The sequence below is a fragment of the Erwinia persicina genome (genome assembly GCF_014838825.1).
Taxonomy (GTDB): domain Bacteria; phylum Pseudomonadota; class Gammaproteobacteria; order Enterobacterales; family Enterobacteriaceae; genus Erwinia; species Erwinia persicina_A.
The window spans coordinates 1,276,967-1,296,842 of the sequence record NZ_JACYMO010000001.1 but is presented as its reverse complement, the minus strand read 5'-3'; the positions used below and the strand labels follow the sequence as shown (position 1 = coordinate 1,296,842).

The following is a 19,876-nucleotide window of genomic DNA, read 5'->3' as shown; positions in this document are numbered from 1 at the left end:
CTCAGGTTCTGCGATGTTGCAACGCAATAAACAGGATCAGTACACCACCCCAAAGGGCCATAGTGAGGTAGCTGCTCACCCCCAGCAGGTTCAGCCCGCTTTCCAGCATCTGTAGCACGATCAGCGCCAGGATCAGGCCGGGAATGCGCCCGAAGCCGCCGTCCGGATTGATGCCACCCAGCACGGAGGCAAGGATGGTCACCAGCAGCCAGGACTCGCCGTAGCCGGCTTTGGCGGAGTTAAACATCGACATCATCAGTAGCGCCGCACCCCAGCTCATCAGCGCCGACAGGATATACACCACAATGGTCACGCGGGTGGTGTTGACCCCGCTAAAGCGCGTGGCCTTTTCGTTACTGCCCAGCAGCAGAATAGTGCGTCCCAGCGTGGTGCGTTCCAGCAGCAGCCACATCAGGGCTGCGACGGCAAGGAAAAGCAGCAGCGACAGCGGTACGCCGGCGACATCGCCGTTGCCAAGCATCTGGATCAGCGGCGGGAAGCCGGAGATCACCGCACCGTCAGACAGCAGGATATTCAGCCCGGCAATCAGCGTCATGGTACCCAGCGTTGCCAGAATCGGCGACACACCAATCACCGCAATCAGTACGCCGTTGACCACGCCAATTACCACGGCGAGGGCCAGCCCGGCCAGCAGCGCCAGCGCTATCCACTGCGGCTGGTCAGGATGGGCAACAATCAGCGCGGCCATCAGCAGCGAACAGGCGTTAGCGCTGGCGATGATTGACAGGTTAATGCCGCCGGTCAGCATCGTCACGCCCATGCCCAGCGCCAGCAGACCGAGCACCGGCAGCTGGCTGGCGATCGACTGGAAGTTACCGACGCTGAAAAAGCGCCCGCCCAGCGTGAGGGAAAACAACACCAGTACCGCCACCAGCATCAGGACCTGCAGGCGGATAATGCGGTCACCCGGCAGTTTATTCAGTAATGTTTGCATCTCAGTTCCCCTTTGCGCGCTGGTGTTTTTCATTCCAGGCCGTAGCGCTGACGCTGACCAGAATAATGATGCCGCTAAACACCATATGCCAGTAGGACGACACCGCCAGCAGCGTCAGGCCGTTTTGCAGAAAGGCCAGCAACAGCACGCCCAGCAGGGTGCCGGTCAGCGTACCGCGACCTCCGCTCATGCTGGTCCCGCCCAGTACCACCGCTGCCAGTACCGTCAGCTCGTAACCCACCAGTGAGTTGGGGGCAACGGACTGTGTGGTCTGCGCCTGAACAACGGCCGCTACCCCGGCCAGCACGCCCATGTAGCCATACACCGCCAGATGCAGGCTGCGCAGATTGATACCAAGACGTGACGCCGACTCGCGGCTGCCGCCCATGGCGTAGATCTGCCGCCCGACGCGGGTAAAGTTCATCAGCACCCCGGTCAGGACGAAAACCGCCAGCAGGCAGAGCAGCGGCAGCGTCAAGCCATATTCGTAGCCGTCGGCGGCGGTGAACGAGAACCAGTTAATGCCGTTCATAAACCAGTCGGGAAAGCCGTACAGCCAGGTGCCGTTTGTCGCCCAGACCAGCAGTCCGTAAAAAAGGTTCAGCGTGGCAATAGTGATGATGATCGCCGGGACCCGCAGCAGAAAGACCAGCAGGCCGTTAAGCATCCCTAACAGCAGGCCACAGGCGATGGCCACCGCAAAGGCGCTGAACAGGTTGCCGCCGTGCGCCAGCATGGTGCTGGCCATTACGTATTGTGCAATGGCGGTCATGGCCGGGAACGAGATATCAATCCCTCCGGCGATCAGCACCACAAACAGGCCGCAGGCCAGAATGCCGAGGATGGCGTAGCTGGTGGCGACGTCAGTCAGATTGCCGAGCGTCAGAAACTCGCTGGTGCGCAGGCTGAGGCCCAGCGCCAGCAGCACAATTAGCATACCCAGCCAGAACTCGTGCTGGCTGGCCAGATGTCGTAATTTGTTATTCATTGACCACCCCGGCAATCTCCTCTTCGCGGCACTGATGCGGGGCGAAGCTGGCGACCAGCTCACCTTTGCGCATCACCAGCACGCGGTGGCTGTTGTAGTAAGCTTCCGGGATCTCATCGCAAATCATCAGCACCGCCATACCGGACTCGGCCAGCTCACGGGCAATACGATAGATCCCCTCTTTATTGGCGATATCGACGCCGACGGTAGGGGAGTCGAGGATCAGCACCTTCGGCCGGGTGGCGACCCATTTACCAATCGCCACGCGCTGCGCGTTACCGCCGGACAGGGTCTGAACCGCCAGCTGACTGTCGGAGACTTTGATATTCAGCTCGCGGATCAGTGTTGATGCCCGCTGACGTGCCTCATCGCGGTCCAGCAGGCCCAGACGATTACGCAGGTGCGGGAAGATCGGCACCAGCAGGTTATCGAAGATCGACTGCGTCATGATCAGCCCTTCGGTCTGCCGGTCTTCCGATACGTAAGCAATACCGTGGCGGATGGCGTCGCGGTTGTTGCGCAGTTTCACCGGCTTACCGTCAAGGATGATTTGACCGCTGTCGGGTTGGGTAATGCCAAACAGTGACAGGCACAGTTCGGTTCGCCCGGCCCCCAGCAGGCCGACGATGGCGGTGATTTCGCCACTTCTTAACTGCAAATTGATCTGCTGATACTGGTTGCGGCGTGAGAGGTTGCGCACTTCCAGCAGCGGCGTGTCACTGCGTTCGGCACGCTCCGGCAGGTGGCTGAAGCTGAAGCGCTGGCCGGTCATCAGCCAGGCCAGCTCGTCGCTGTCCAGTTTGCTGGCGGCATAGGTGCCGACCAGTTTGCCGTCGCGGATGACGCTGATGCGGTCAGAGACCTCCATCACTTCATCCAGCTTATGGCTGACGAACACCACGCAGATCCCGGCGGCTTTCAATTCACTGACCACCCGCAGCAGGCCGTTAACCTCGTGGCGGGTCAGGGAGGCGGTGGGTTCGTCCATGATCACCAGGCTGGCATCGGCAGCCAGCGCGCGACAGATGGCCACCAGCTGGCGGTCGGCTATCGACAGTTTTTCAACCTTGCGCGACGGGTCAAGCTGCACGCCAATGCGCGCCATGGTCTCCTGCGCCAGCTGGCGCATCGCCCGGCGGTTGACCCAGAAGTTGCCGCCCGGCAGAAAGCGATGGGCGGCGATATTTTCCATCACCGACAGATTCGGGAACAGAGACAGATCCTGATAGATCACCTGAATGCCGTAGTAGGCAGAAAGGGCCGGTGTTAAGTGGGTCAGTAGCTTACCGTCAATGCTGATATGCGATCCTTTGTCCGGCTGGTAAACCCCGGAGATCACCTTGATCAGCGTGCTTTTTCCGCAGCCGTTTTGCCCGGCCAGACAGTGTACTTCACCCCGGTTAAGCGTCAGCGTTACCGCATTCAGTGCGCGTACGCCCGGGAAGGATTTGCTGATATTTTCCAGCGAGATAAACGGTGTTTGCGTGGACATAATTCAGTACCCTGGTGTGGAACAGGGCCAGCAGAGACTGGCCCGATACGATCAGAAGCCGAGGGATTTCGCGTTATCTTTGGTCACTTCAAGGATGCGGTTAAAGCGGATCACATGGTGTTCCATATCCACATCGGCTTTACCCAAGCCGTCAATGGTCAGGTCCGGGGTAACCTGTTTGCCGTCCAGCAGCTGGTCCGCGAGGCTGACCAGCGCAAAGCCGGCATCTTTCGGATCCCACAGCAGGGCTTTTTTGATATCACCGCTCGCCAGGTAGGGTGCCGCCTGGGCTGGCATCGCAATGCCGACGACGGCAATTTTATTCTTCGCCCGTTTGCTCTTCACTGCCTGCCCGGCACCAATCGGGCCGAGCGAACCGAAGCCGATAATGCCTTTCAGATCCGGGTAGGTGCGCATCAGGTCAAGCGTGGTGGCGTAAGATTTATCAATACTCTCTGCCACCGGCAGGCGCGAGGTGACTTCGTGCATGTCAGGGTATTTTTCTTTCTGATATTTGATAGCCGCATCCGCCCAGGCGTTGTGCAGCGGCACGGTCAGGGAACCGACATAGATGGCATAGCCGCCTTTACCGCCCATGCTGCTGGCCAGTTCATCCATGTTCTTTTCAGCATATTTGACGCTGTCGATGGTCTCGACATCCCACTGGCCAATCGGCTGGTCCGGGGATTCATGGGTCAGGACCACGATGCCCTGAGCGCGTGCTTTTTTCAGTACCGGCTCAAGCACTTTTGCATCATTCGGTACCACGATAATCGCATCGACTTTTTTGGCGATAAGGTCTTCAATCACCTTGACCTGCTGCGCCGGGTCAGCGGTGGATCCCCCCACCTGGTAAGCGTTAACATCCAGTTTTTTCGCGGCTTCATCCACGCCGACGGCCATACGGGTGAACCAGGGAATACCGGTCACCTTGGCTACCACGGCGATATCATGTTTTTCTGCGGCCAGCAGGGGAGTCGCGAACAACATGCAGGCAGAGACGACACAGGCGTTGAGTAACGAGAGGTTAAATTTCATAGCAGTACCTTGTTATCCGGTTCGTTGTTTTTGTCAGGTAAGAGGTGGCGTTGACCACCGAAACAAGATAGCAAGAAGATTTTGGCGAAGAGTTGAGCAGAGCGCAGAAGTGTGATCGCTGACCCTTAATGTTAAAATCAATAAATAATTAGGTTAAATTTTTGTTTAAACTGATGTCTTTGTTGTTTTTTTACTACGGAAAAATGTTATTTATTTGTTTGTTTTTATTTTTGTTAACTTTTAATTAACAAGTCAGGTGATTGAGCGAGGCATTCTCCTTCGGAAAGCGGCAAGCCGGATGTGATTCAGGCGGCGTTGTGCGCATAATGCGAGAATCCTCGCGATTTCCCCCTCATTTCTCGCCGATGCGAACGAAAAAAAAGAGGGGGAGAAACGTAATTTCATTACAGGAGGTCAGTCCAGGCGCATTGCCTCCCTCGAGGCACAAAGGGCTGCCGACTATTTTGTCTTTTCTGCCAGGCGATATACGCTATCGAAGCGTACGTTCATCCCGCCGCAGTTACTGTTGTCGCGCACGATAAGGTTACCGTTAACCAACAGCATTTCGCCGCCGCACTCATACGTCGTTGAGTCCGGCACGCCAAAGGTCAGACGGTTTCCCTTCACCGTGGCGTCATCGTCAATTTCGCCCACATGCACCACCTGTTCACCGTAGCTGTTGATACCCCCGTGCCAGTCTGCGTTACCGCTGACGTGCAGGTGGCCACCACGGCGGGAGAGGGTAATCACATTATTACCTTCGACGGGCAGCCAGCGTCCCAGCCAGTCCGCTTCCTGCACGGTGCGGGTCGGGATCGGGCTCAGGCTGGCAGAGGGGATCCAGCTGGTAAAATCGCGTTTTTTAGCAAAATACCAGACGCAGCTCCAGCCGGGTTTGGTCTGCGCAACCAGCACCGTGTTGCCCGGCACCAGCCAGGCCTTCCGTGCACAACTTTCGCCTTTTTCCGGGCAGCCGTTCATATCATCATAGAAATGCACCTGACCGGCCCCGGCGCGAATTTCCGCCTGGTGATACTCGCCCTGGTAGCCGGGGAAAAAGCCGTTACGACAGCTCTCTTCTTCAGCGGAAAAGGCAGAAGTACTGGCCAGCAGTGCGGAAAACGTGAATACGATAGCCCCTGTTTTCAATTTCTTATTCCCGAATAGCCCATGTTGCCGTGATAATAAACGACGGCGGGCTGACTCACGAAGGGCATTCTGTAATATTGCTGATGTCACCCCTTTTTATCCCGGTTTAGCCGCCGTGTATTCCCTTGCAAATAATATTTCATCCAGACCGGATCGGCGGCACAGGCTGTGCCGCAGGGGTCACCAGGAGACGTTTACCATGCCCACCCTTTCAGATATCAGCCCGAAGCAGGGGACGCGCGCACTGGCGCGTATTGCCTTTGCTGTCTTTCTTACTTACCTCACGGCGGGCCTTGCCCTGCCGGTGATCCCGCTGTACGTCCACCATGAGCTGGGGTTGAGTAATGTGATGGTGGGGCTGGCGGTGGGTGTACAGTTCTTTGCCACACTGCTGACGCGTGGCTATGCCGGGCGGCTGGCCGATCAGCGCGGGGCGAAGCGGTCGACCCTGCAGGGGATGCTGGCGCTGGCGCTGGTGGGCGTTGCCTATCTTCTGGCGGCGCTGCTGCCGTTGCCGGTGATGGGGAAATTTGGCCTGCTGGTGGCTGGCCGTCTGCTGCTGGGCTTTGGTGAAAGCCAGTTGCTGACCGGAAACCTGACCTGGGGAATGGGCCTGGTGGGGCCTAAGCGCGGGGGACAGGTAATGTCGTGGAACGGCATGGCCATTTATGGTGCGCTGGCCGCCGGTGCTCCGCTGGGGCTGTGGCTGCACAGCCTGTGGGGCTTTGAGGCGCTGGGTGTGGCCACGCTGCTGCTGCCGTTAGTGGCGCTGCTGTTCAATGCCGGTATTCGCGGTGTGCCCGTCCATGGCGGGCAGCGCCCTTCGCTGTGGAAGGTGGTGGGCCTGATTACCCGGCCGGGTCTGGCGCTGGCCTTACAGGGCGTCGGTTTCGCGGTGATCGGTACCTTCACGTCGCTCTATTTTGCTGACCAGCAGTGGGGCAATGCCGGCTTTGCCCTCACCGCCTTTGGGCTGGCCTTTGTGCTGGTCCGCGTGCTGTTTGGCGGGCTGCCGGACCGTCTCGGAGGTATTCGCGTTGCCCTGATCTCTCTGGCGGTTGAGGCCTGCGGCCTGCTGCTACTGGCAGGGGCGACCAGTGGCGGTATGGCGCTGGCGGGCGCGGCACTGACCGGCTGCGGCTGTTCACTGGTCTTCCCGGCGCTGGGCGTGGAGGTGCTGAGGCGCGTGGCTCCGCAGGTGCGCGGTACCGCGCTGGGCGGATTTTCGGCATTTCAGGATATCGCCTACGGCGTCAGCGGGCCGCTAACGGGCGTGCTGGCCACGACGCTGGGTTACGGGGCGGTATTTGCTGCCGGTACGGTCTGTGCGCTGGCGGGCATAGCGGTCACTTTCAGTTTCTCGCGCACGACGGTCAGTAGCGCAGACGGCTGAGTTTGCCTGCGGCCTGAAAGACTGCGGTGGTTAATCTTCTGATAAATTGGCGAAAACTGTGACGGAGTCTACACTTTTAGCCCGACTCACCGTGTAAGCGATTTCACAAGTCGTGTGAGCGTCACAGGTCTTTCTTTTTATTCAGGGATTATATGAACACAACATCTGCTGACTCATCGGGTGATGAGACTGAGCGCGCAGTCACCGTCAGACAACGCATTTTCTTTGTGGTGCTGGTGGCCACGATGGGCGCGCTGGCCTTTGGCTACGACACCGGCATTATTTCGGGGGCGTTGCCCTATATGTCTGCGCCTGCCGCACAGGGCGGGCTGGGGTTAACTTCCTTTACCGAAGGGCTGGTAGCGTCATCGCTGGTCTTCGGCGCTGCACTGGGGTCTTTCCTTAGCGGCTTTTTTTCGGACAAATTTGGCCGTCGGCTCACCTTGCGCAGCCTGGCCGTGCTGTTTGTTCTGGGTTCACTTGGCACGGCCCTCGCCCCTTCCGTCCCTGTGATGGTGGCCATGCGTTTCCTGCTGGGGATTGCCGTCGGCGGCGGTTCGGCCACCGTTCCGGTTTTTATTGCTGAAATCGCCGGGCCTAAATTAAGGGCACCGCTGGTCAGCCGCAATGAGTTGATGATCGTCACCGGGCAGCTGGTGGCCTATGTAGCCAGTACCTTACTCAGCTACCTGCTTCACGATGAACATCTGTGGCGCTATATGCTGGCGATTGCCATGATCCCTGGTCTGCTGCTGTTTATTGGCACCTTTTTTGTTCCTGCCTCGCCTCACTGGCTGGTGGCAGAAGGGCGGCTGAAGGAAGCGAAGAACATCCTGAAATACCTGCGCGAAACGCCGCGTGAGGTGCGTAAGGAAATGAATGAAATGAAAAAGCAGGCACGTAAAGCAGAGCGTGGGCCGGATGTACGCACCCTGATCCGGGAGAAATGGGTATTACGTCTGCTGTTAACCGGCACGGGGCTGGGTTTTGTGATCCAGTTTACCGGCGTTAATGGGTTTATGTATTACACGCCGATCATTCTTAAATCCACCGGCCTCGGCACCAGTGCCGCCATTGCCGCGACCATTGGCAATGGCGTGGTCTCGGTGCTGGCAACCTGTGTCGGGATCTGGGCCGTCAGCCGCTTCCCGCGCCGGAAAATGCTGATGACCGGGCTGTTTTTTGTGATTGCTGCTCAGGTGTTGCTGGGGCTGGTGATGACGCTGGTCCCGGTCGGATTAACCCAGAGCTATCTGGCGCTGGGGCTGATCCTGCTGTTTCTGTTCTTTATGCAGATGTGTATCTCGCCGGTGTACTGGCTGCTGATGTCAGAATTGTTCCCCATGCAGCTTCGCGGCGCACTCACCGGCACTGCGGTGTCCATGCAGTGGATCTTCAATGCAGTGGTGGCCTTCGGCTTCCCACCGCTGATGGCTTTTGCCGGCAGTAAGGTCTTCTTTATTTTCGCCATTATTAATATCGGCTCGCTGGCCTTCGTGGCCTTTATGCTGCCTGAAACGCGGGGGAAAAGTCTGGAGGAGATTGAGCAGCATATGCGCGACAAATTTGGCGAAAACAAGGTTAGCGAAGCAACGGCGTAAAACAGGCCGGCGCAGAGGATAGCCTCTGCGCCGGCAATAACGTCAGAATTAAAACAGCATCCAGAGGAACAGCACCAGCAGGAGCAGCACGGCAAAGGCGGTAAATACCGGACGGTTGGCCAGCGGCTGCAGAACGGGCGGCAGCGCCCCCCACAGCGGGACGGTGACCGGGCGCGGATTCAGTTCGCTGTCGGCCAGCGGTTGCTCCTGCTGGCGTTCGGCGCGGCGGCTGAACAGCTGGTTAAGCAGGTCCTGAGTCTGGGTGGGAGTCAGCAGGGTCTGCGGCGTGGCGTTAAAACGCTGCTGGCTGTAGTCTTCCAGCATTCGCTGTTCTCCCGCATCCGGCGGCTGTTTCAGCGTGGTTGTCAGCAGATGGAGCGTCGGTGCGGCGTGCTGGCTCAGGGTCTGGCTGGTCTGTAAATACTGGTTCATCAGCGGGAAAAAGCGCGAGGGGATCGGGTCACCGCCGTGCAGGTTGACCACTTTCAGCAGCGAGGCCCACAGTTTGACCGGCTGCTCTCCGGTGGCTGCCGCCAGGCGTGAAATTTGCTGGTTCAGCGTCTGATGTTCCGCAGGCAGCAGGGAGCGGTCGGTGACGCGGTTCTGCTGCGGCTGGGGGATGGCCATCTGACCATTCTGCAGCATCGTCAGTACCTGACGCATCTGGTCAGGATTCAGGGAGCTGAGTACAGTGTGGCCAAACTGCTGACGAATAAAATCACTCACCGCCTGGCGGTTATTGCCGGTCGGCAGCAGGTCGGTCAGCTGTTGCAGCAGCTGGCGCGTGGCGTGCGTGTTCTGCACCTGTGACAGGCGGGTATTCAGAAACTGTTCCGCAGGCGGAAAATGACGCGCCTGCAGCCCGGCGTCGTTTTTTACCCCCACTTCATGGCGCAGACCTGCCCACAGTTCGGGCGATTTCAGCGAACTGAGCGACATAATTTTGACGATCAGGCGTTCCAGCGTGGTGCGCTGGGCAGGCGTTAGCGGCTGTTCGCCGGCTGCTGCGGTCCCCGCAGGGCTACCCGGGCGTACACTGCCGGGAGGGGCATCGATCGTCGGGCGATCGCCGGGTAACGGCGCACCGGGGCCGCTTATAGGTTGCATGGCGAAGTCCTTCAGTCAAAGTCAACGTCCGGGGGGCGCCGGAGCAGAATAGTTATCCGCTATGATAACAACCCCGCCCGGTGATAGGTAGAGCCGACGGCGCAATCGCGGCCCTTTATGCGATATTTATTGCCGCGAGAGGGGAATACGGAGTCGCTGGGCGAGGATCACCCCTGCCAGCGTGATCCCTCCGCCAATAAAGTGGTAGCTGTGCAGCGATTCATGCAGAAAGGTGACAGCAATAATCGCGGTGAAAATGGGCACCAGGTTCATAAAGATACTGGCGGTGCTGGCCCCCATCCTCATGACGCCCTGGATCCACAGGAAGGGGGCGATCACCGACGCCGGGATGGCAGCAAACAGGACTAATGGAATATTCTGCGCATTCAGTGACACGTCCGGTGCCATCAAAAAGTTAGGTGTCAGCAACAGCACCCCGAAGAAGATCTGCACCCACAGGCTCTGCCAGTTGGGTAGCGGAATGGCCCAGCGCTTAGTCAGTACGCCGTACAGGGCATAAGAAGCCGAAGCGGCAAACATCATCATCTCCCCTTTACCGAGGCCGTGGGACAGCAGCTGCGCCGGATGCCCGGCACTGACCAGCCAGACCAGGCCGCAGAACGAGAGCAGGCTGCCCAGCAGGATGCCGACCGTCGGGGCCAGCCGCATCACCACCACACTTAACAGCACGGTCAGCAACGGGATCAGCGCGTTCAGAATGCCCATAAACAGGGCGCTGACGCTGTGCGCCGCATAGTAGGCCAGGCTCTGGTACAGCACCATGCCGAGCAGGCCCAGCACCAGCAGTTTCCACCACGACCGGGCGATCTGCTGGCGGTGACGCCAGACGCCGGGCAGGGCAAAGGGGGTCAGCACCAGCAGCGCCAGCAGCCAGCGGTAAAAGGAGATCGCCGCCGGATCGATCGCGGCAGCCGACATTTTGCTGACAATGGCGTTAACCGACCAGATCAGCACCGCCAGCAGGGGAAACATAAAACTCATCACTTTTCTCTTTATTAATCCGTTAGCGGAGTAGTGTAAGCTTGTCACATTTAATACAGATAACGATAATAAGACAAAAGTACCATGGAACCGGACAAGATGATCCAGCAACTCACCTATAGCGCCCCGGCGGATGCAGAACAGCTCAGGCTTTTCTTCCGCTACGAACAGGCCAATGCCCGCACGGAGTACCTTCCTCACCGGCATCGCTGGGGGCAGGTGATCTTTGTCAAATGCAATGTGCTGGAGATGCAGGTGGAAGGGGAGCGTCTGCTGACCCCGCCGAATCTGCCTATCTGGGTGCCGCCGGGCCAGCAGCACGCCAGCTACAACCATAAGCAGGCACACTTTCGCACGCTGAATATTGCGGCAGAAGCCTGTGCCGGATTACCTGACCGCGCCTGTCTGCTGCGCGTCAGCCCGGTGGTTCATGCGATTATTGAAGAGTGTGCCCGACGGCAGCTGCTGGTGCCGCAGACAGAGCAGGACCAGCGTTTGTGCGAGGTGCTGCTCGACCAGCTACGGACGGCGGAAAGTCAGCAAAGTTATCTGCCCTCCACGCCGGATAAGATGCTGTCGCCGGTGCTGCTGGCGCTGGAACAGAACCCGGGGGATAACACCACGCTGGCGCAGTGGGCAAAACGCGTCTACACCACCGAGCGTACGCTGTCCCGGCGCTGTCAGTCACAGCTGGGGATGTCGTTTAGCGAGTGGCGGCAGCGCCTGCGGTTTCTGCATGCCATTTCCCTGCTGGAACAGGGAAAAAGCGTGCAGGACGTGGCGCTGGATCTGGGCTACAGTTCGGCTTCAGCGCTGATTGTGATGTTTCAGCAGCAGTCGGGCACCACGCCGGAGCGCTACCGTCACCGCAGCGCGGGATGAGCATAAAAAAGGGCGGCCCTGAAGGGCCGCCCTGTGCGGTTATTCACCCGGTTATGACAGATCGCTGCGCGCCTGCAGACGCTGACGTCGCCAGCGTTTCCAGATGGGTGGCACGACCAGAACGCCGACGGCCAGTACCAGCAGCAGCTTACAGATCAGGCTTTCCCAGAGGATCGGCAGATTGCCATTACTGATGGACAGCGCCCGACGGAGGTTCTGCTCCAGCATCCCCCCGAGCACAAATCCCAGGATCAGCGGCGACATGGGGAAATCCATTTTGCGCAGGATATAGCCGAATATCCCCAGTCCCACCATCAGCAGCAGATCGAAGGTGGTGCTGTGGACGGCATAGACGCCCACCGCCGAGATCGCGGCAATGGCCGGGACCAGGAACCACAGCGGGATGGTCAGCATGCGGGCAAAGATATTGATCATCGGGATGTTCATGATCAGCAGCATCACGTTGCCGATCAGCAGTGCGGCAATCAGCCCCCAGACGATATCCGGCTGTTCGGTAAACATGGCCGGTCCGGGAGTGATGTTATACAGCGTCAGCGCACCGACCATGACCGCCGTGGTACCGGACCCCGGAATACCCAGCGTCAGCATCGGAATAAAGGAGCCGCAGGCCGAAGCATTGTTGGCGGCCTCTGGCGCGGCCACTCCGCGAATATCCCCTTTGCCGAAGGTCTCACCGCCGGCGATTTTTTTCTCACTCATATAGGCGATGGCGCTGGCAATGGTCGCACCGGCACCCGGCAGTACGCCCACAAAGAAGCCGATCAGCGAGGAGCGCAGGGTGGCCCCTGTACACTGTGCGGCCTCTTTCATATTGAACAGCATCCGGCCGCTGGCGCGCACCACTTTCTGCCCGCCGCTGGTGGATTCCAGCATCAGCAGGATCTCACTGACCGAGAACAGGCCAATGACCACCACCACGAACTGAATGCCGTCGGAGAGATGTACGCTGTCAAAGGTGAAGCGGTAAACCCCGGTGTTGGCATCTACCCCCACCGTGGCCATGCTCAGGCCAATCAGCGCAGAGAGGAAGGATTTCAGAGGGTTCTGGCTCATCATGCTGCCAAGGCAGGCTATGGCGAACACCATCAGCGCAAAGTACTCCGCCGGACCAAAGGCCAGCGACCAGTTGGCGAGGATCGGCGCGAACAGAATGATCCCGACAATGGCAATGGTTGAACCGATAAAAGAGCTGACCGCGGAGATGGACAGCGCCACGCCGGCCCGTCCCTGCTGCGCCATCGGATACCCATCCAGCGCCGTCATGATGGCTCCGGCATCCCCCGGCACGTTGAGCAGGATCGAGGAGATGCGGCCGCCGTACTCGCAACCGATGTAGACCGTAGCCAGCAGGATCAGGGCGGACTCTGCCGGCAGGTGCAGGGCAAAGGCCAGCGGCATCAGAATGGCCACGCCGTTGATCGGGCCCAGCCCGGGCAGCAGGCCGACGATGGTACCGATAAAGCAGCCGATTAAGGCGATCAGCAGGTTTTCCGGCGTCATGGCGACGGCAAATCCCTGCATCAGAAAGGACCAGGTATCCATTTTATTCTCCGTTAGCTCAACCAGGTGCCGAGCGGTAAGGTCACTTCAAGCAGGCGATCGAAGGCGTAGAACAGCGTGATGCCCATCACCACGCCCGATAACGCGGCTGCCCACCAGGTGGCACCGAACAGCAGCCCGATGGCGAAGGTCAGTAACGTCGTTGACAGCGGGAATCCGAGGCTTTCAAACAGCGCCCCATACAGTCCGAGGCTGACCATCAGCAGCAGCAGGCGCTTCAGGGTGCCCCGGGCAGGCCAGTGGATCGCGTCGGGTTTACGCAGGAGAAGACAGAAAGCGCATAGCGCCATCAGCCCGAGAATAATCATCGGGAAAGGACGCGGCCCCACGGGCTCGTAGCTGTATTCGCTCTGGATGCCCCAGGCGATCACCAGGCCGCCGATACACAGCAGCAGCCAGACGCTGGCAAAAATACGATCGCTCATGGTCGCCTCCCTTATTTCGCCAGGCCGAAGGATTTGGCCTTCTCGCGATAGTCAGCCACCTGCTGCTTCACGTAACTGTCCAGCTCTTTACCGAACAGATTGAATTCAAACAGGCCGCGCAAATCGCGCTGATGTTTAAATTCGTCGGTCTGGGACATTTTTCTGAAGGCATCCTCCCACCACTGGTATTCGGCATCGGTCACTTTCGGCCCGAGGTAGAAGCCGCGAATGATTGGCCAGACCACATTCACTCCCTGCTCTTTGGCGGTGGGCACGTCGGCCAGCACGCCCGGCAGGCGTTTATCGGCCATCACCGCCAGCACGCGCAGCTTACCCGCCTGTAAGTGGGGCACCATTTCACTGATATCGCCGGAGACCACCTGGATATGGTTGCCTAACAGTGCGGTGACTGGCTCGCCGCCGCCTTCAAAGGCGACATAGCGCATCTTACGTGGGTCAATACCAGCATCGCGGGCCAGCAGGGCGGTTTTCATCCAGTCCTGGCTGCCGATAGACGCCCCCGCGCCGATTACCACTTTGTTCGGATCGTCCTTCATGGCTTTCAGCAGGTCCCCGAGATTTTTGTACGGTGAATCACTGCGTACCGCCACCATGCCGTAGTCCGTGCCTACCGCCGCCAGCCACTTCACGTCGTCGACGGAATAACGGCCAAATTTCCCCTGAGACAGATTCAGCAGCGAACCACCGGAGAAGGCCACGACCGTGCCGGGTTCGGCTGGCCGCTGCGCCACAATGGCGTTATAGGCCACGGCTCCAACGCCACCGGGCATGTAGGTGACGCGCATTGGCGTTTTAATCTGCTGGGTGCCCTGCAGCGTAACCTGCAACAGCTTACAGGTCAGATCGAAACCGCCGCCAGGCTTCGCCGGAGCGATGCACTCGGTGCGGGAAGGGGCCTCAGCGGCAAAGACGGTCGGGGTGGTCAGCATCAGCAGGGCGCTGGCTAAAGTGGTGCGGATCATTATTTTCATCACTGCTCCCTTCTTATCATTCAGTTTGTGAGCCCTCCCAAAAAATGGGGTTGTTAAATTGTTAACTTAGTAACCTTTCATTTACCTTTCAGCCAACGGAAAAAGATAACAGGGTGTGATATGCGTCTCTTACTGGTGGAAGATACGGCGGAACTGGCCTGCTGGCTGCAGAAGGCTCTGACCCAGGCGGGTTTTGCTGTGGACTGGATGGCGGATGGTGTCGCCGCCGATCATCTGCTGCAAACCGAGCACTATGAACTGGTGCTGTTAGATATTTCTCTGCCGCGGCTCAACGGCCTGGAGCTGCTGGGCCGCCTGCGCAAGCGCGGGCAGACCATGCCCGTCCTGCTGCTGACGGCGCGCAATGAGCTGACGGATCGGGTACGCGGGCTGAATCAGGGGGCGGATGATTATCTGAGTAAACCGTTTGAACTGGAGGAGCTGGAGGCGCGCATCCGCGCGCTGTTGCGCCGTAGCCAGGGGCAGGTCAGGGAGGCACAGACCTTCGGGGAACTGGTGTTTCACAATGAAGGGTATTTTGAACTGCAACACCGGCCGCTGGCGCTGACGCCACGTGAAAGCAGCGTGCTGATCACGCTGATGCAGCGACGCGGCAGGCCGGTATCGCGGCAGCAGCTTTACGAGCAGACCTTTACCCTGGCGGATGAGGCCAGCCTGGAGAGTATTGAGCTTTACGTTCACCGCGTGCGGAAAAAGCTGTCGGGCAGTAATGTCTCGATTGTGACGCTGCGCGGGCTGGGATACAGCCTTGAGCATCATGTATGAAACTGGCTTCCCTGCGCGCACATCTGCTGCTCTGGCTGGGTCTGCCTCTGCTGACCCTCTGGGCGCTGTCGGTTTATACTCATTACGCCAGCGCCTTACAGGCGGCCAATCAGGCTTACGACCGTTCGCTGCTGGCATCGGCCCGCACCGTGGCCGAGCGCATCCGCGTGCATCAGGGGCATCTGGAAGTGGACGTGCCCTGGGTGGTGCTCGACAGTTTTGAGCGCAATATGAACGACCAGCTGTACTATCAGGTGATCTCACCTGAGGGCAAAACCCTCTCCGGCTATGACGATCTGCCGCCCTTGCCAAAAAATACCCCACTGTCGCGTAATTATCCGGCACTGGTCCATTTTTACTATGCCGACTACAACGGGCTGCCTATCCGGGTCGCTGCCCTGTGGCAGCCGGTGAATGAAGAGAATGTGCAGGGAATGGCGCAGGTGCTGGTGGCGGAAACGCTGACCTCGCGCCGGGACTTTGCCAGTGGGCTGCTGTATAACGCCATTTTGAGTCAGGGGGCGCTGGTGCTCATCACTCTGCTGCTGGCGAGCTGGGTGCTGCACAAGGTTCTGCGTCCGCTGCGTCGCCTGTCCGGGGTCATGCTGCTCCGTGACCCGGGCGATCTGACCCCCCTCCCGGCGGTGCTGCCCTGGTCGGAAATCCAGCCACTGATGGTGGCAGTCAACCGTTATATTGAGCGACTGAGGGCGATGGTGGCGCGACAGCAGCGTTTCAGCGCCGACGCCTCACATCAGTTAAGAACGCCGCTGACGATCCTGAAAACCCAGGTCAGCGTCGCGCTGAACAGCCAGAACCCCGCCGTCTGGCAGGAGAGTTTGCAGGGGATGCGCCACACCCTGGACGACACGATTATGCTCACCGACCGGTTACTGCAGCTGTCGCGCATTAAAGCCATGCAGCAGAATCAGCCGATGGCCACTCTCGACCTGGCGGAGCTGGTGCGCGAAGCCTGCCTGCTGCGCTATCCGCAGGCGCGCAGCAGGCAGATTGATCTTGGCTACGAAGGGGACGAGCACTGCCAGGTGCGCGGGGATGTGCTGTTACTGACGGAGCTCTGCGCTAACCTGCTGGATAATGCCATCAAATATACCCCGGAAGGCGGCATGATCACCGCCAGCGTTATTCAGGGCGTGCTGCATATTGAGGACAGCGGGCCGGGGATCGCGGAGTCGGAGCGCCAGCAGGTGCTGCAACCCTTTTACCGGCTGGAACACGGCAGCCAGGTGGCGGGAACCGGACTGGGGCTGGCCCTGGTAAAAGATATCGCCCGCTGGCACGGTAGCCAGGCGCGGCTGTCACAGAGTCCCACCCTCGGCGGTCTGCAGGTCGGGATTGCTTTCACCCCGGTTCCTTCCGTGCGCTGAGGATGCCCCTGTTCGTCGCTTTGTGGCAGAATATACCCCCTCACCGAACCAACTGGAAACCGACTGTGAAAATCCTCGTTGATGAAAATATGCCCTACGCCCGTGAACTGTTCAGCCGCACCGGCGACGTGGTGGCCGTGCCGGGGCGTCCGATCCCCCAGGCGGCCCTGGACGATGCCGACGGGCTGATGGTGCGATCGGTCACTAAAGTGAATGCGGAGTTGCTTAACGGCAAGCCGGTGAAATTCGTCGGCACCGCCACGGCAGGGACGGATCATATTGACGAGGCCTGGCTGAACCAGCAGGGTATCGCCTTTTCGGCGGCCCCCGGCTGCAATGCCATTGCCGTTGTCGAGTATGTTTTCTCCTCACTGCTGCTGCTGGCTGAACGAGACGGTTTCCTGTTAACCGACCGTACGGTGGGCATCGTCGGTGTGGGCAACGTCGGTAGCCGCCTGCAGGCGCGGCTTGAGGCACTGGGGATCCGCACGCTGCTGTGCGATCCGCCGCGTGCCGATCGCGGTGACACGGGGACGTTCCTGCCGCTGGCAGAGCTGGTCGCGGAAGCGGATATTCTCACCTTCCACACCCCGCTGTTTAAGCAGGGCCCTTACCAGACCTGGCATATGGCCGATGAGAAGCTGCTGCGGGCGCTGAAGCCGGGTTCCATTCTGATCAACGCCTGCCGTGGCCCGGTAGTAGATAATGCCGCACTGCTGACGGTACTGGGCCAGCGTGACGATCTCAGCGTGGTGCTGGACGTCTGGGAGCCGGAGCCGGACCTGTCGCTGCCGCTGCTGAAAAAGGTTGATATCGCCACCGCCCATATCGCCGGGTACACCCTGGAAGGAAAAGCACGCGGCACCACGCAGGTGTTTGAGGCCTGGACACAGTTTATTGGTCAGCCACAGCAGGTGGCGCTGGAGACGCTGCTGCCCGCCCCGGAATTCGGCCGTATCACGCTGCGCGGTGAACTGGATCAGGCAACGCTGAAACGTCTGGTGCATCTGGTGTATGATGTGCGCCGCGATGATGCGCCGCTGCGGCATGTGGCGGCAATCCCGGGTGAATTTGACCGGCTGCGCAAGCATTATCAGGAGCGGCGCGAATGGTCTTCGCTGCGGGTTGAATGTGATAACGCCGACACCGTCGCGTTGCTGAACAGGCTGGGCTTTAACGCCACCGGCCTTTAAGTATTTTCCTAATTTTCAGGCGGTTATGCGACCGCCTTCTATTTTTGTGTCATTGTCTGGAGTAAACCAACATGTCTGACGGCTGGAATATCGCAATCTTAGGTGCGACAGGCGCAGTAGGGGGAGCTTTACTGGAATTGCTGGCGGAACGCCAGTTCCCGGTTGGTGAGCTGTATGCGCTGTCAAGTGAGCGCAGCGCGGGCGAAGTCCTGCGCTATGAAGGTAAGTCGGTTCGCGTGACCGATGCCAGCGAATTCGACTGGTCACAGGTTCAACTGGCGTTCTTTGTCGCGGGCCGCGAAGCCTCGGCGCGCTATGCCGATGAGGCCGCGAACTCAGGTTGCCTGGTGATAGACAGCAGCGATCTGTTTGCGCTGGAACCGGATGTGCCGCTGGTGGTGCCGGAGGTGAATCCGCAGGTACTGGCAGATTACCGTAACCGCAACATTATCAGCGTGGCCGATGCCCTGACCAGCCAGCTGCTGTGCGCCATTAAACCGCTGATCGACCAGGCGGGCCTGGGGCGTTTGCAGGTCACCAACCTGCTGGCGGCCTCTTCGCACGGTAAAGCGGCGGTGGACTCCCTGGCGGGTGAGAGTGCCCGGCTGCTGAACGGCCTGCCCGCCGAAGAGGGCTACTTTGGCCGTCAGCTGGCCTTCAACGTCCTGCCGCTGCTGGCGGATAAAGAGGGCAGCGTGGCGCAGGAGCGCCTGCTGGTAGAGCAGGTCCGCAAAGTGCTGCAGGACGAAGGGTTGCCGATTGCGGTCAGCACCATTCAGGCTCCGGTGTTCTACGGCAATGCGCAGATTGTTTACATTGAAAACCTGCGCCCGCTCTCTGCTGAAGAAGCGCGTGATGCGCTGGGTCAGGTGGATGATATCAACCTGACGGCAGAAGATGACTTCCCGACGCAGGTGGGGGATGCCTCCGGCAGTTCGCATCTCAGCATCGGCAGCGTGCGCAACGATTACGGCATTCCTGAGCTGTTACAGTTCTGGTCAGTGGCCGACAACGTGCGGTTTGGCGGGGCACTGATGGCGGTCAAAACCGCTGAGAAGCTGGTGCAGGAGTATTTTTACTGATGTCCGACATCGCCGTGCCACAGCCGACCATGAAACTGGCGCTGGGCATTGAATATGACGGGAGTCGTTATTACGGCTGGCAGCGGCAGCAGGAAGTCCGCAGCGTGCAGGAAAAACTGGAAAAGGCGCTGACGAAAGTGGCTAACCATCCGGTAGAAGTGCTCTGCGCCGGGCGGACTGATGCCGGCGTTCACGGTACGGGGCAGGTGGTGCATTTTGAAACCACTTCGCAGCGTAAGGACGCCGCCTGGACGATGGGTGTCAATACCAACCTGCCCGGCGACATCGCCGTGCGCTGGGTGAAAGCGGTGCCGGATGATTTTCACGCCCGCTTCAGCGCTACCGCCCGCCGTTACCGTTATGTGATTTATAACCAGCGGCTGCGTCCGGCGATCCTGGCCGGTGGCGTCACCCATTTTTACCATCCGCTGGACGTGGATAAGATGCAGCGCGCCGCGCAGTGTCTGCTGGGCGAGAACGATTTTACCTCGTTTCGCGCCGTGCAGTGTCAGTCGCGGACGCCGATGCGCAACGTGATGCATGTCAATGTCACCCGCCACGGCGCGTACGTGGTGGTGGACATTAAAGCGAATGCGTTTGTGCATCATATGGTGCGCAATATCGTGGGCAGTCTGATGGAAGTGGGCTGCGGGAATCAGCCAGAAGGCTGGATCGCAGAGCTGCTGGCGGCAAAAGACCGCAAGCTGGCGGCGGCAACCGGGCGTGCAGAAGGTCTGTATCTGGTGGCCGTCGACTATCCTGCTCGTTATGAGTTACCTCGTCCACCGATGGGACCGCTGTTCCTCGGGGATTAACCCTGGC

Annotated in this window: 18 protein-coding genes; 8 read left to right on the top strand and 10 right to left on the bottom strand. The window is 59.4% G+C overall.

Annotation, left to right across the window (positions count from 1 at the left end; all coding sequences use genetic code 11):
- Nucleotide 1 precedes the first annotated feature (1 nt).
- The 5 genes from IFU29_RS05800 to IFU29_RS05780 all read right to left on the bottom strand — a co-directional run bounded on the left by IFU29_RS05800 (nucleotide 2) and on the right by IFU29_RS05780 (nucleotide 5,622).
- The gene (locus tag IFU29_RS05800) at nucleotides 2–955 is read right to left on the bottom strand and encodes an ABC transporter permease (protein WP_191933034.1); all 954 of its coding nucleotides are present in this window, start codon (nucleotides 953–955) and stop codon (nucleotides 2–4) included.
- Between the two features lies 1 nt (nucleotide 956).
- The gene (locus IFU29_RS05795) at nucleotides 957–1,943 is read right to left on the bottom strand and encodes an ABC transporter permease (RefSeq protein WP_191933033.1); all 987 of its coding nucleotides are present in this window, start codon (nucleotides 1,941–1,943) and stop codon (nucleotides 957–959) included.
- Nucleotides 1,936–3,435, bottom strand: a complete 1,500-nt coding sequence (locus tag IFU29_RS05790; RefSeq protein WP_191933032.1) for a sugar ABC transporter ATP-binding protein — start codon at nucleotides 3,433–3,435, stop codon at nucleotides 1,936–1,938. The genes IFU29_RS05795 and IFU29_RS05790 overlap by 8 nt, the downstream gene beginning before the upstream one ends.
- A 51-nt stretch (nucleotides 3,436–3,486) precedes the next feature.
- The gene (locus tag IFU29_RS05785) at nucleotides 3,487–4,473 is read right to left on the bottom strand and encodes an autoinducer 2 ABC transporter substrate-binding protein (protein WP_062742995.1); all 987 of its coding nucleotides are present in this window, start codon (nucleotides 4,471–4,473) and stop codon (nucleotides 3,487–3,489) included.
- Between the two features lie 459 nt (nucleotides 4,474–4,932).
- Nucleotides 4,933–5,622: a hypothetical protein gene (locus tag IFU29_RS05780; protein WP_191933031.1), complete on the bottom strand. Its 690-nt coding sequence runs from the start codon at nucleotides 5,620–5,622 to the stop codon at nucleotides 4,933–4,935.
- 199 nt (nucleotides 5,623–5,821) lie between these two features.
- Between IFU29_RS05780 and IFU29_RS05775 the strand changes: the two genes are divergently transcribed.
- The gene (locus tag IFU29_RS05775; protein WP_191933030.1) at nucleotides 5,822–7,015 is read left to right on the top strand and encodes an MFS transporter; all 1,194 of its coding nucleotides are present in this window, start codon (nucleotides 5,822–5,824) and stop codon (nucleotides 7,013–7,015) included.
- Nucleotides 7,016–7,167: 152 nt separating this feature from the next.
- On the top strand, nucleotides 7,168–8,616 hold the full coding sequence (locus tag IFU29_RS05770; protein WP_062742991.1) for a sugar porter family MFS transporter: 1,449 nt from the start codon (nucleotides 7,168–7,170) through the stop codon (nucleotides 8,614–8,616).
- A 48-nt stretch (nucleotides 8,617–8,664) separates the two neighbouring features.
- On the opposite strand, the gene flk is transcribed toward IFU29_RS05770, so the two are convergent.
- Together flk and IFU29_RS05760 are read right to left on the bottom strand one after the other, a co-directional pair.
- Entirely contained in the window at nucleotides 8,665–9,723 is a 1,059-nt protein-coding gene (gene flk / locus IFU29_RS05765; protein ID WP_191933029.1) for a flagella biosynthesis regulator Flk, read from the bottom strand.
- 126 nt (nucleotides 9,724–9,849) lie between these two features.
- Complete coding sequence (locus tag IFU29_RS05760) at nucleotides 9,850–10,725, bottom strand: DMT family transporter (protein WP_191933028.1); 876 nt, start codon at nucleotides 10,723–10,725, stop codon at nucleotides 9,850–9,852.
- Nucleotides 10,726–10,824: 99 nt separating this feature from the next.
- Between IFU29_RS05760 and IFU29_RS05755 the strand changes: the two genes are divergently transcribed.
- On the top strand, nucleotides 10,825–11,607 hold the full coding sequence (locus tag IFU29_RS05755) for an AraC family transcriptional regulator (RefSeq protein WP_191933027.1): 783 nt from the start codon (nucleotides 10,825–10,827) through the stop codon (nucleotides 11,605–11,607).
- Nucleotides 11,608–11,658: 51 nt separating this feature from the next.
- Here IFU29_RS05755 and IFU29_RS05750 read toward each other — a convergent pair whose 3' ends face one another.
- From IFU29_RS05750 to IFU29_RS05740, 3 genes are read right to left on the bottom strand one after another with little or no spacing between them, the layout of a single operon-like run.
- Nucleotides 11,659–13,170 carry a tripartite tricarboxylate transporter permease gene (locus IFU29_RS05750; protein WP_062742987.1) on the bottom strand — a complete coding sequence of 504 codons (1,512 nt, stop codon included), beginning with the start codon at nucleotides 13,168–13,170 and terminating at the stop codon, nucleotides 11,659–11,661.
- An 11-nt stretch (nucleotides 13,171–13,181) separates the two neighbouring features.
- Entirely contained in the window at nucleotides 13,182–13,613 is a 432-nt protein-coding gene (locus IFU29_RS05745; RefSeq protein ID WP_191933026.1) for a tripartite tricarboxylate transporter TctB family protein, read from the bottom strand.
- Between the two features lie 11 nt (nucleotides 13,614–13,624).
- Entirely contained in the window at nucleotides 13,625–14,605 is a 981-nt protein-coding gene (locus tag IFU29_RS05740; RefSeq protein ID WP_191933025.1) for a Bug family tripartite tricarboxylate transporter substrate binding protein, read from the bottom strand.
- Between the two features lie 120 nt (nucleotides 14,606–14,725).
- Between IFU29_RS05740 and tctD the strand changes: the two genes are divergently transcribed.
- The 5 genes from tctD (at nucleotide 14,726) to truA (ending at nucleotide 19,869) form a co-directional block, all read left to right on the top strand.
- A complete protein-coding gene (tctD, locus tag IFU29_RS05735) occupies nucleotides 14,726–15,391 on the top strand; it encodes a transcriptional regulator TctD (RefSeq protein ID WP_191933024.1) in 666 nt (221 codons plus the stop codon).
- On the top strand, nucleotides 15,388–16,779 hold the full coding sequence (locus tag IFU29_RS05730) for a sensor histidine kinase (protein ID WP_191933023.1): 1,392 nt from the start codon (nucleotides 15,388–15,390) through the stop codon (nucleotides 16,777–16,779). The genes tctD and IFU29_RS05730 overlap by 4 nt, the downstream gene beginning before the upstream one ends.
- A gap of 65 nt (nucleotides 16,780–16,844) precedes the next feature.
- A complete protein-coding gene (gene pdxB, locus IFU29_RS05725; protein WP_342214443.1) occupies nucleotides 16,845–17,972 on the top strand; it encodes a 4-phosphoerythronate dehydrogenase PdxB in 1,128 nt (375 codons plus the stop codon).
- A gap of 71 nt (nucleotides 17,973–18,043) precedes the next feature.
- On the top strand, nucleotides 18,044–19,054 hold the full coding sequence (locus tag IFU29_RS05720; RefSeq protein WP_062742981.1) for an aspartate-semialdehyde dehydrogenase: 1,011 nt from the start codon (nucleotides 18,044–18,046) through the stop codon (nucleotides 19,052–19,054).
- Nucleotides 19,054–19,869 carry a tRNA pseudouridine(38-40) synthase TruA gene (gene truA, locus IFU29_RS05715; protein WP_191933021.1) on the top strand — a complete coding sequence of 272 codons (816 nt, stop codon included), beginning with the start codon at nucleotides 19,054–19,056 and terminating at the stop codon, nucleotides 19,867–19,869. Before IFU29_RS05720 ends, truA begins: the two co-directional genes overlap by 1 nt.
- Nucleotides 19,870–19,876 lie beyond the last annotated feature (7 nt).

Coding starts and splice junctions, on each gene's coding strand:
- flk (WP_191933029.1), bottom strand. CDS start 9,723: ATGCAACCTATAAGCGGCCCCGGTGCGCCGTTACCCGGCGATCGCCCG.
- IFU29_RS05795 (WP_191933033.1), bottom strand. CDS start 1,943: ATGAATAACAAATTACGACATCTGGCCAGCCAGCACGAGTTCTGGCTG.
- IFU29_RS05755 (WP_191933027.1), top strand. CDS start 10,825: ATGATCCAGCAACTCACCTATAGCGCCCCGGCGGATGCAGAACAGCTC.
- IFU29_RS05800 (WP_191933034.1), bottom strand. CDS start 955: ATGCAAACATTACTGAATAAACTGCCGGGTGACCGCATTATCCGCCTG.
- IFU29_RS05730 (WP_191933023.1), top strand. CDS start 15,388: ATGAAACTGGCTTCCCTGCGCGCACATCTGCTGCTCTGGCTGGGTCTG.
- IFU29_RS05770 (WP_062742991.1), top strand. CDS start 7,168: ATGAACACAACATCTGCTGACTCATCGGGTGATGAGACTGAGCGCGCA.
- IFU29_RS05740 (WP_191933025.1), bottom strand. CDS start 14,605: ATGAAAATAATGATCCGCACCACTTTAGCCAGCGCCCTGCTGATGCTG.
- IFU29_RS05760 (WP_191933028.1), bottom strand. CDS start 10,725: ATGAGTTTTATGTTTCCCCTGCTGGCGGTGCTGATCTGGTCGGTTAAC.
- IFU29_RS05750 (WP_062742987.1), bottom strand. CDS start 13,170: ATGGATACCTGGTCCTTTCTGATGCAGGGATTTGCCGTCGCCATGACG.
- IFU29_RS05720 (WP_062742981.1), top strand. CDS start 18,044: ATGTCTGACGGCTGGAATATCGCAATCTTAGGTGCGACAGGCGCAGTA.
- IFU29_RS05745 (WP_191933026.1), bottom strand. CDS start 13,613: ATGAGCGATCGTATTTTTGCCAGCGTCTGGCTGCTGCTGTGTATCGGC.
- IFU29_RS05775 (WP_191933030.1), top strand. CDS start 5,822: ATGCCCACCCTTTCAGATATCAGCCCGAAGCAGGGGACGCGCGCACTG.
- IFU29_RS05790 (WP_191933032.1), bottom strand. CDS start 3,435: ATGTCCACGCAAACACCGTTTATCTCGCTGGAAAATATCAGCAAATCC.
- tctD (WP_191933024.1), top strand. CDS start 14,726: ATGCGTCTCTTACTGGTGGAAGATACGGCGGAACTGGCCTGCTGGCTG.
- truA (WP_191933021.1), top strand. CDS start 19,054: ATGTCCGACATCGCCGTGCCACAGCCGACCATGAAACTGGCGCTGGGC.
- IFU29_RS05785 (WP_062742995.1), bottom strand. CDS start 4,473: ATGAAATTTAACCTCTCGTTACTCAACGCCTGTGTCGTCTCTGCCTGC.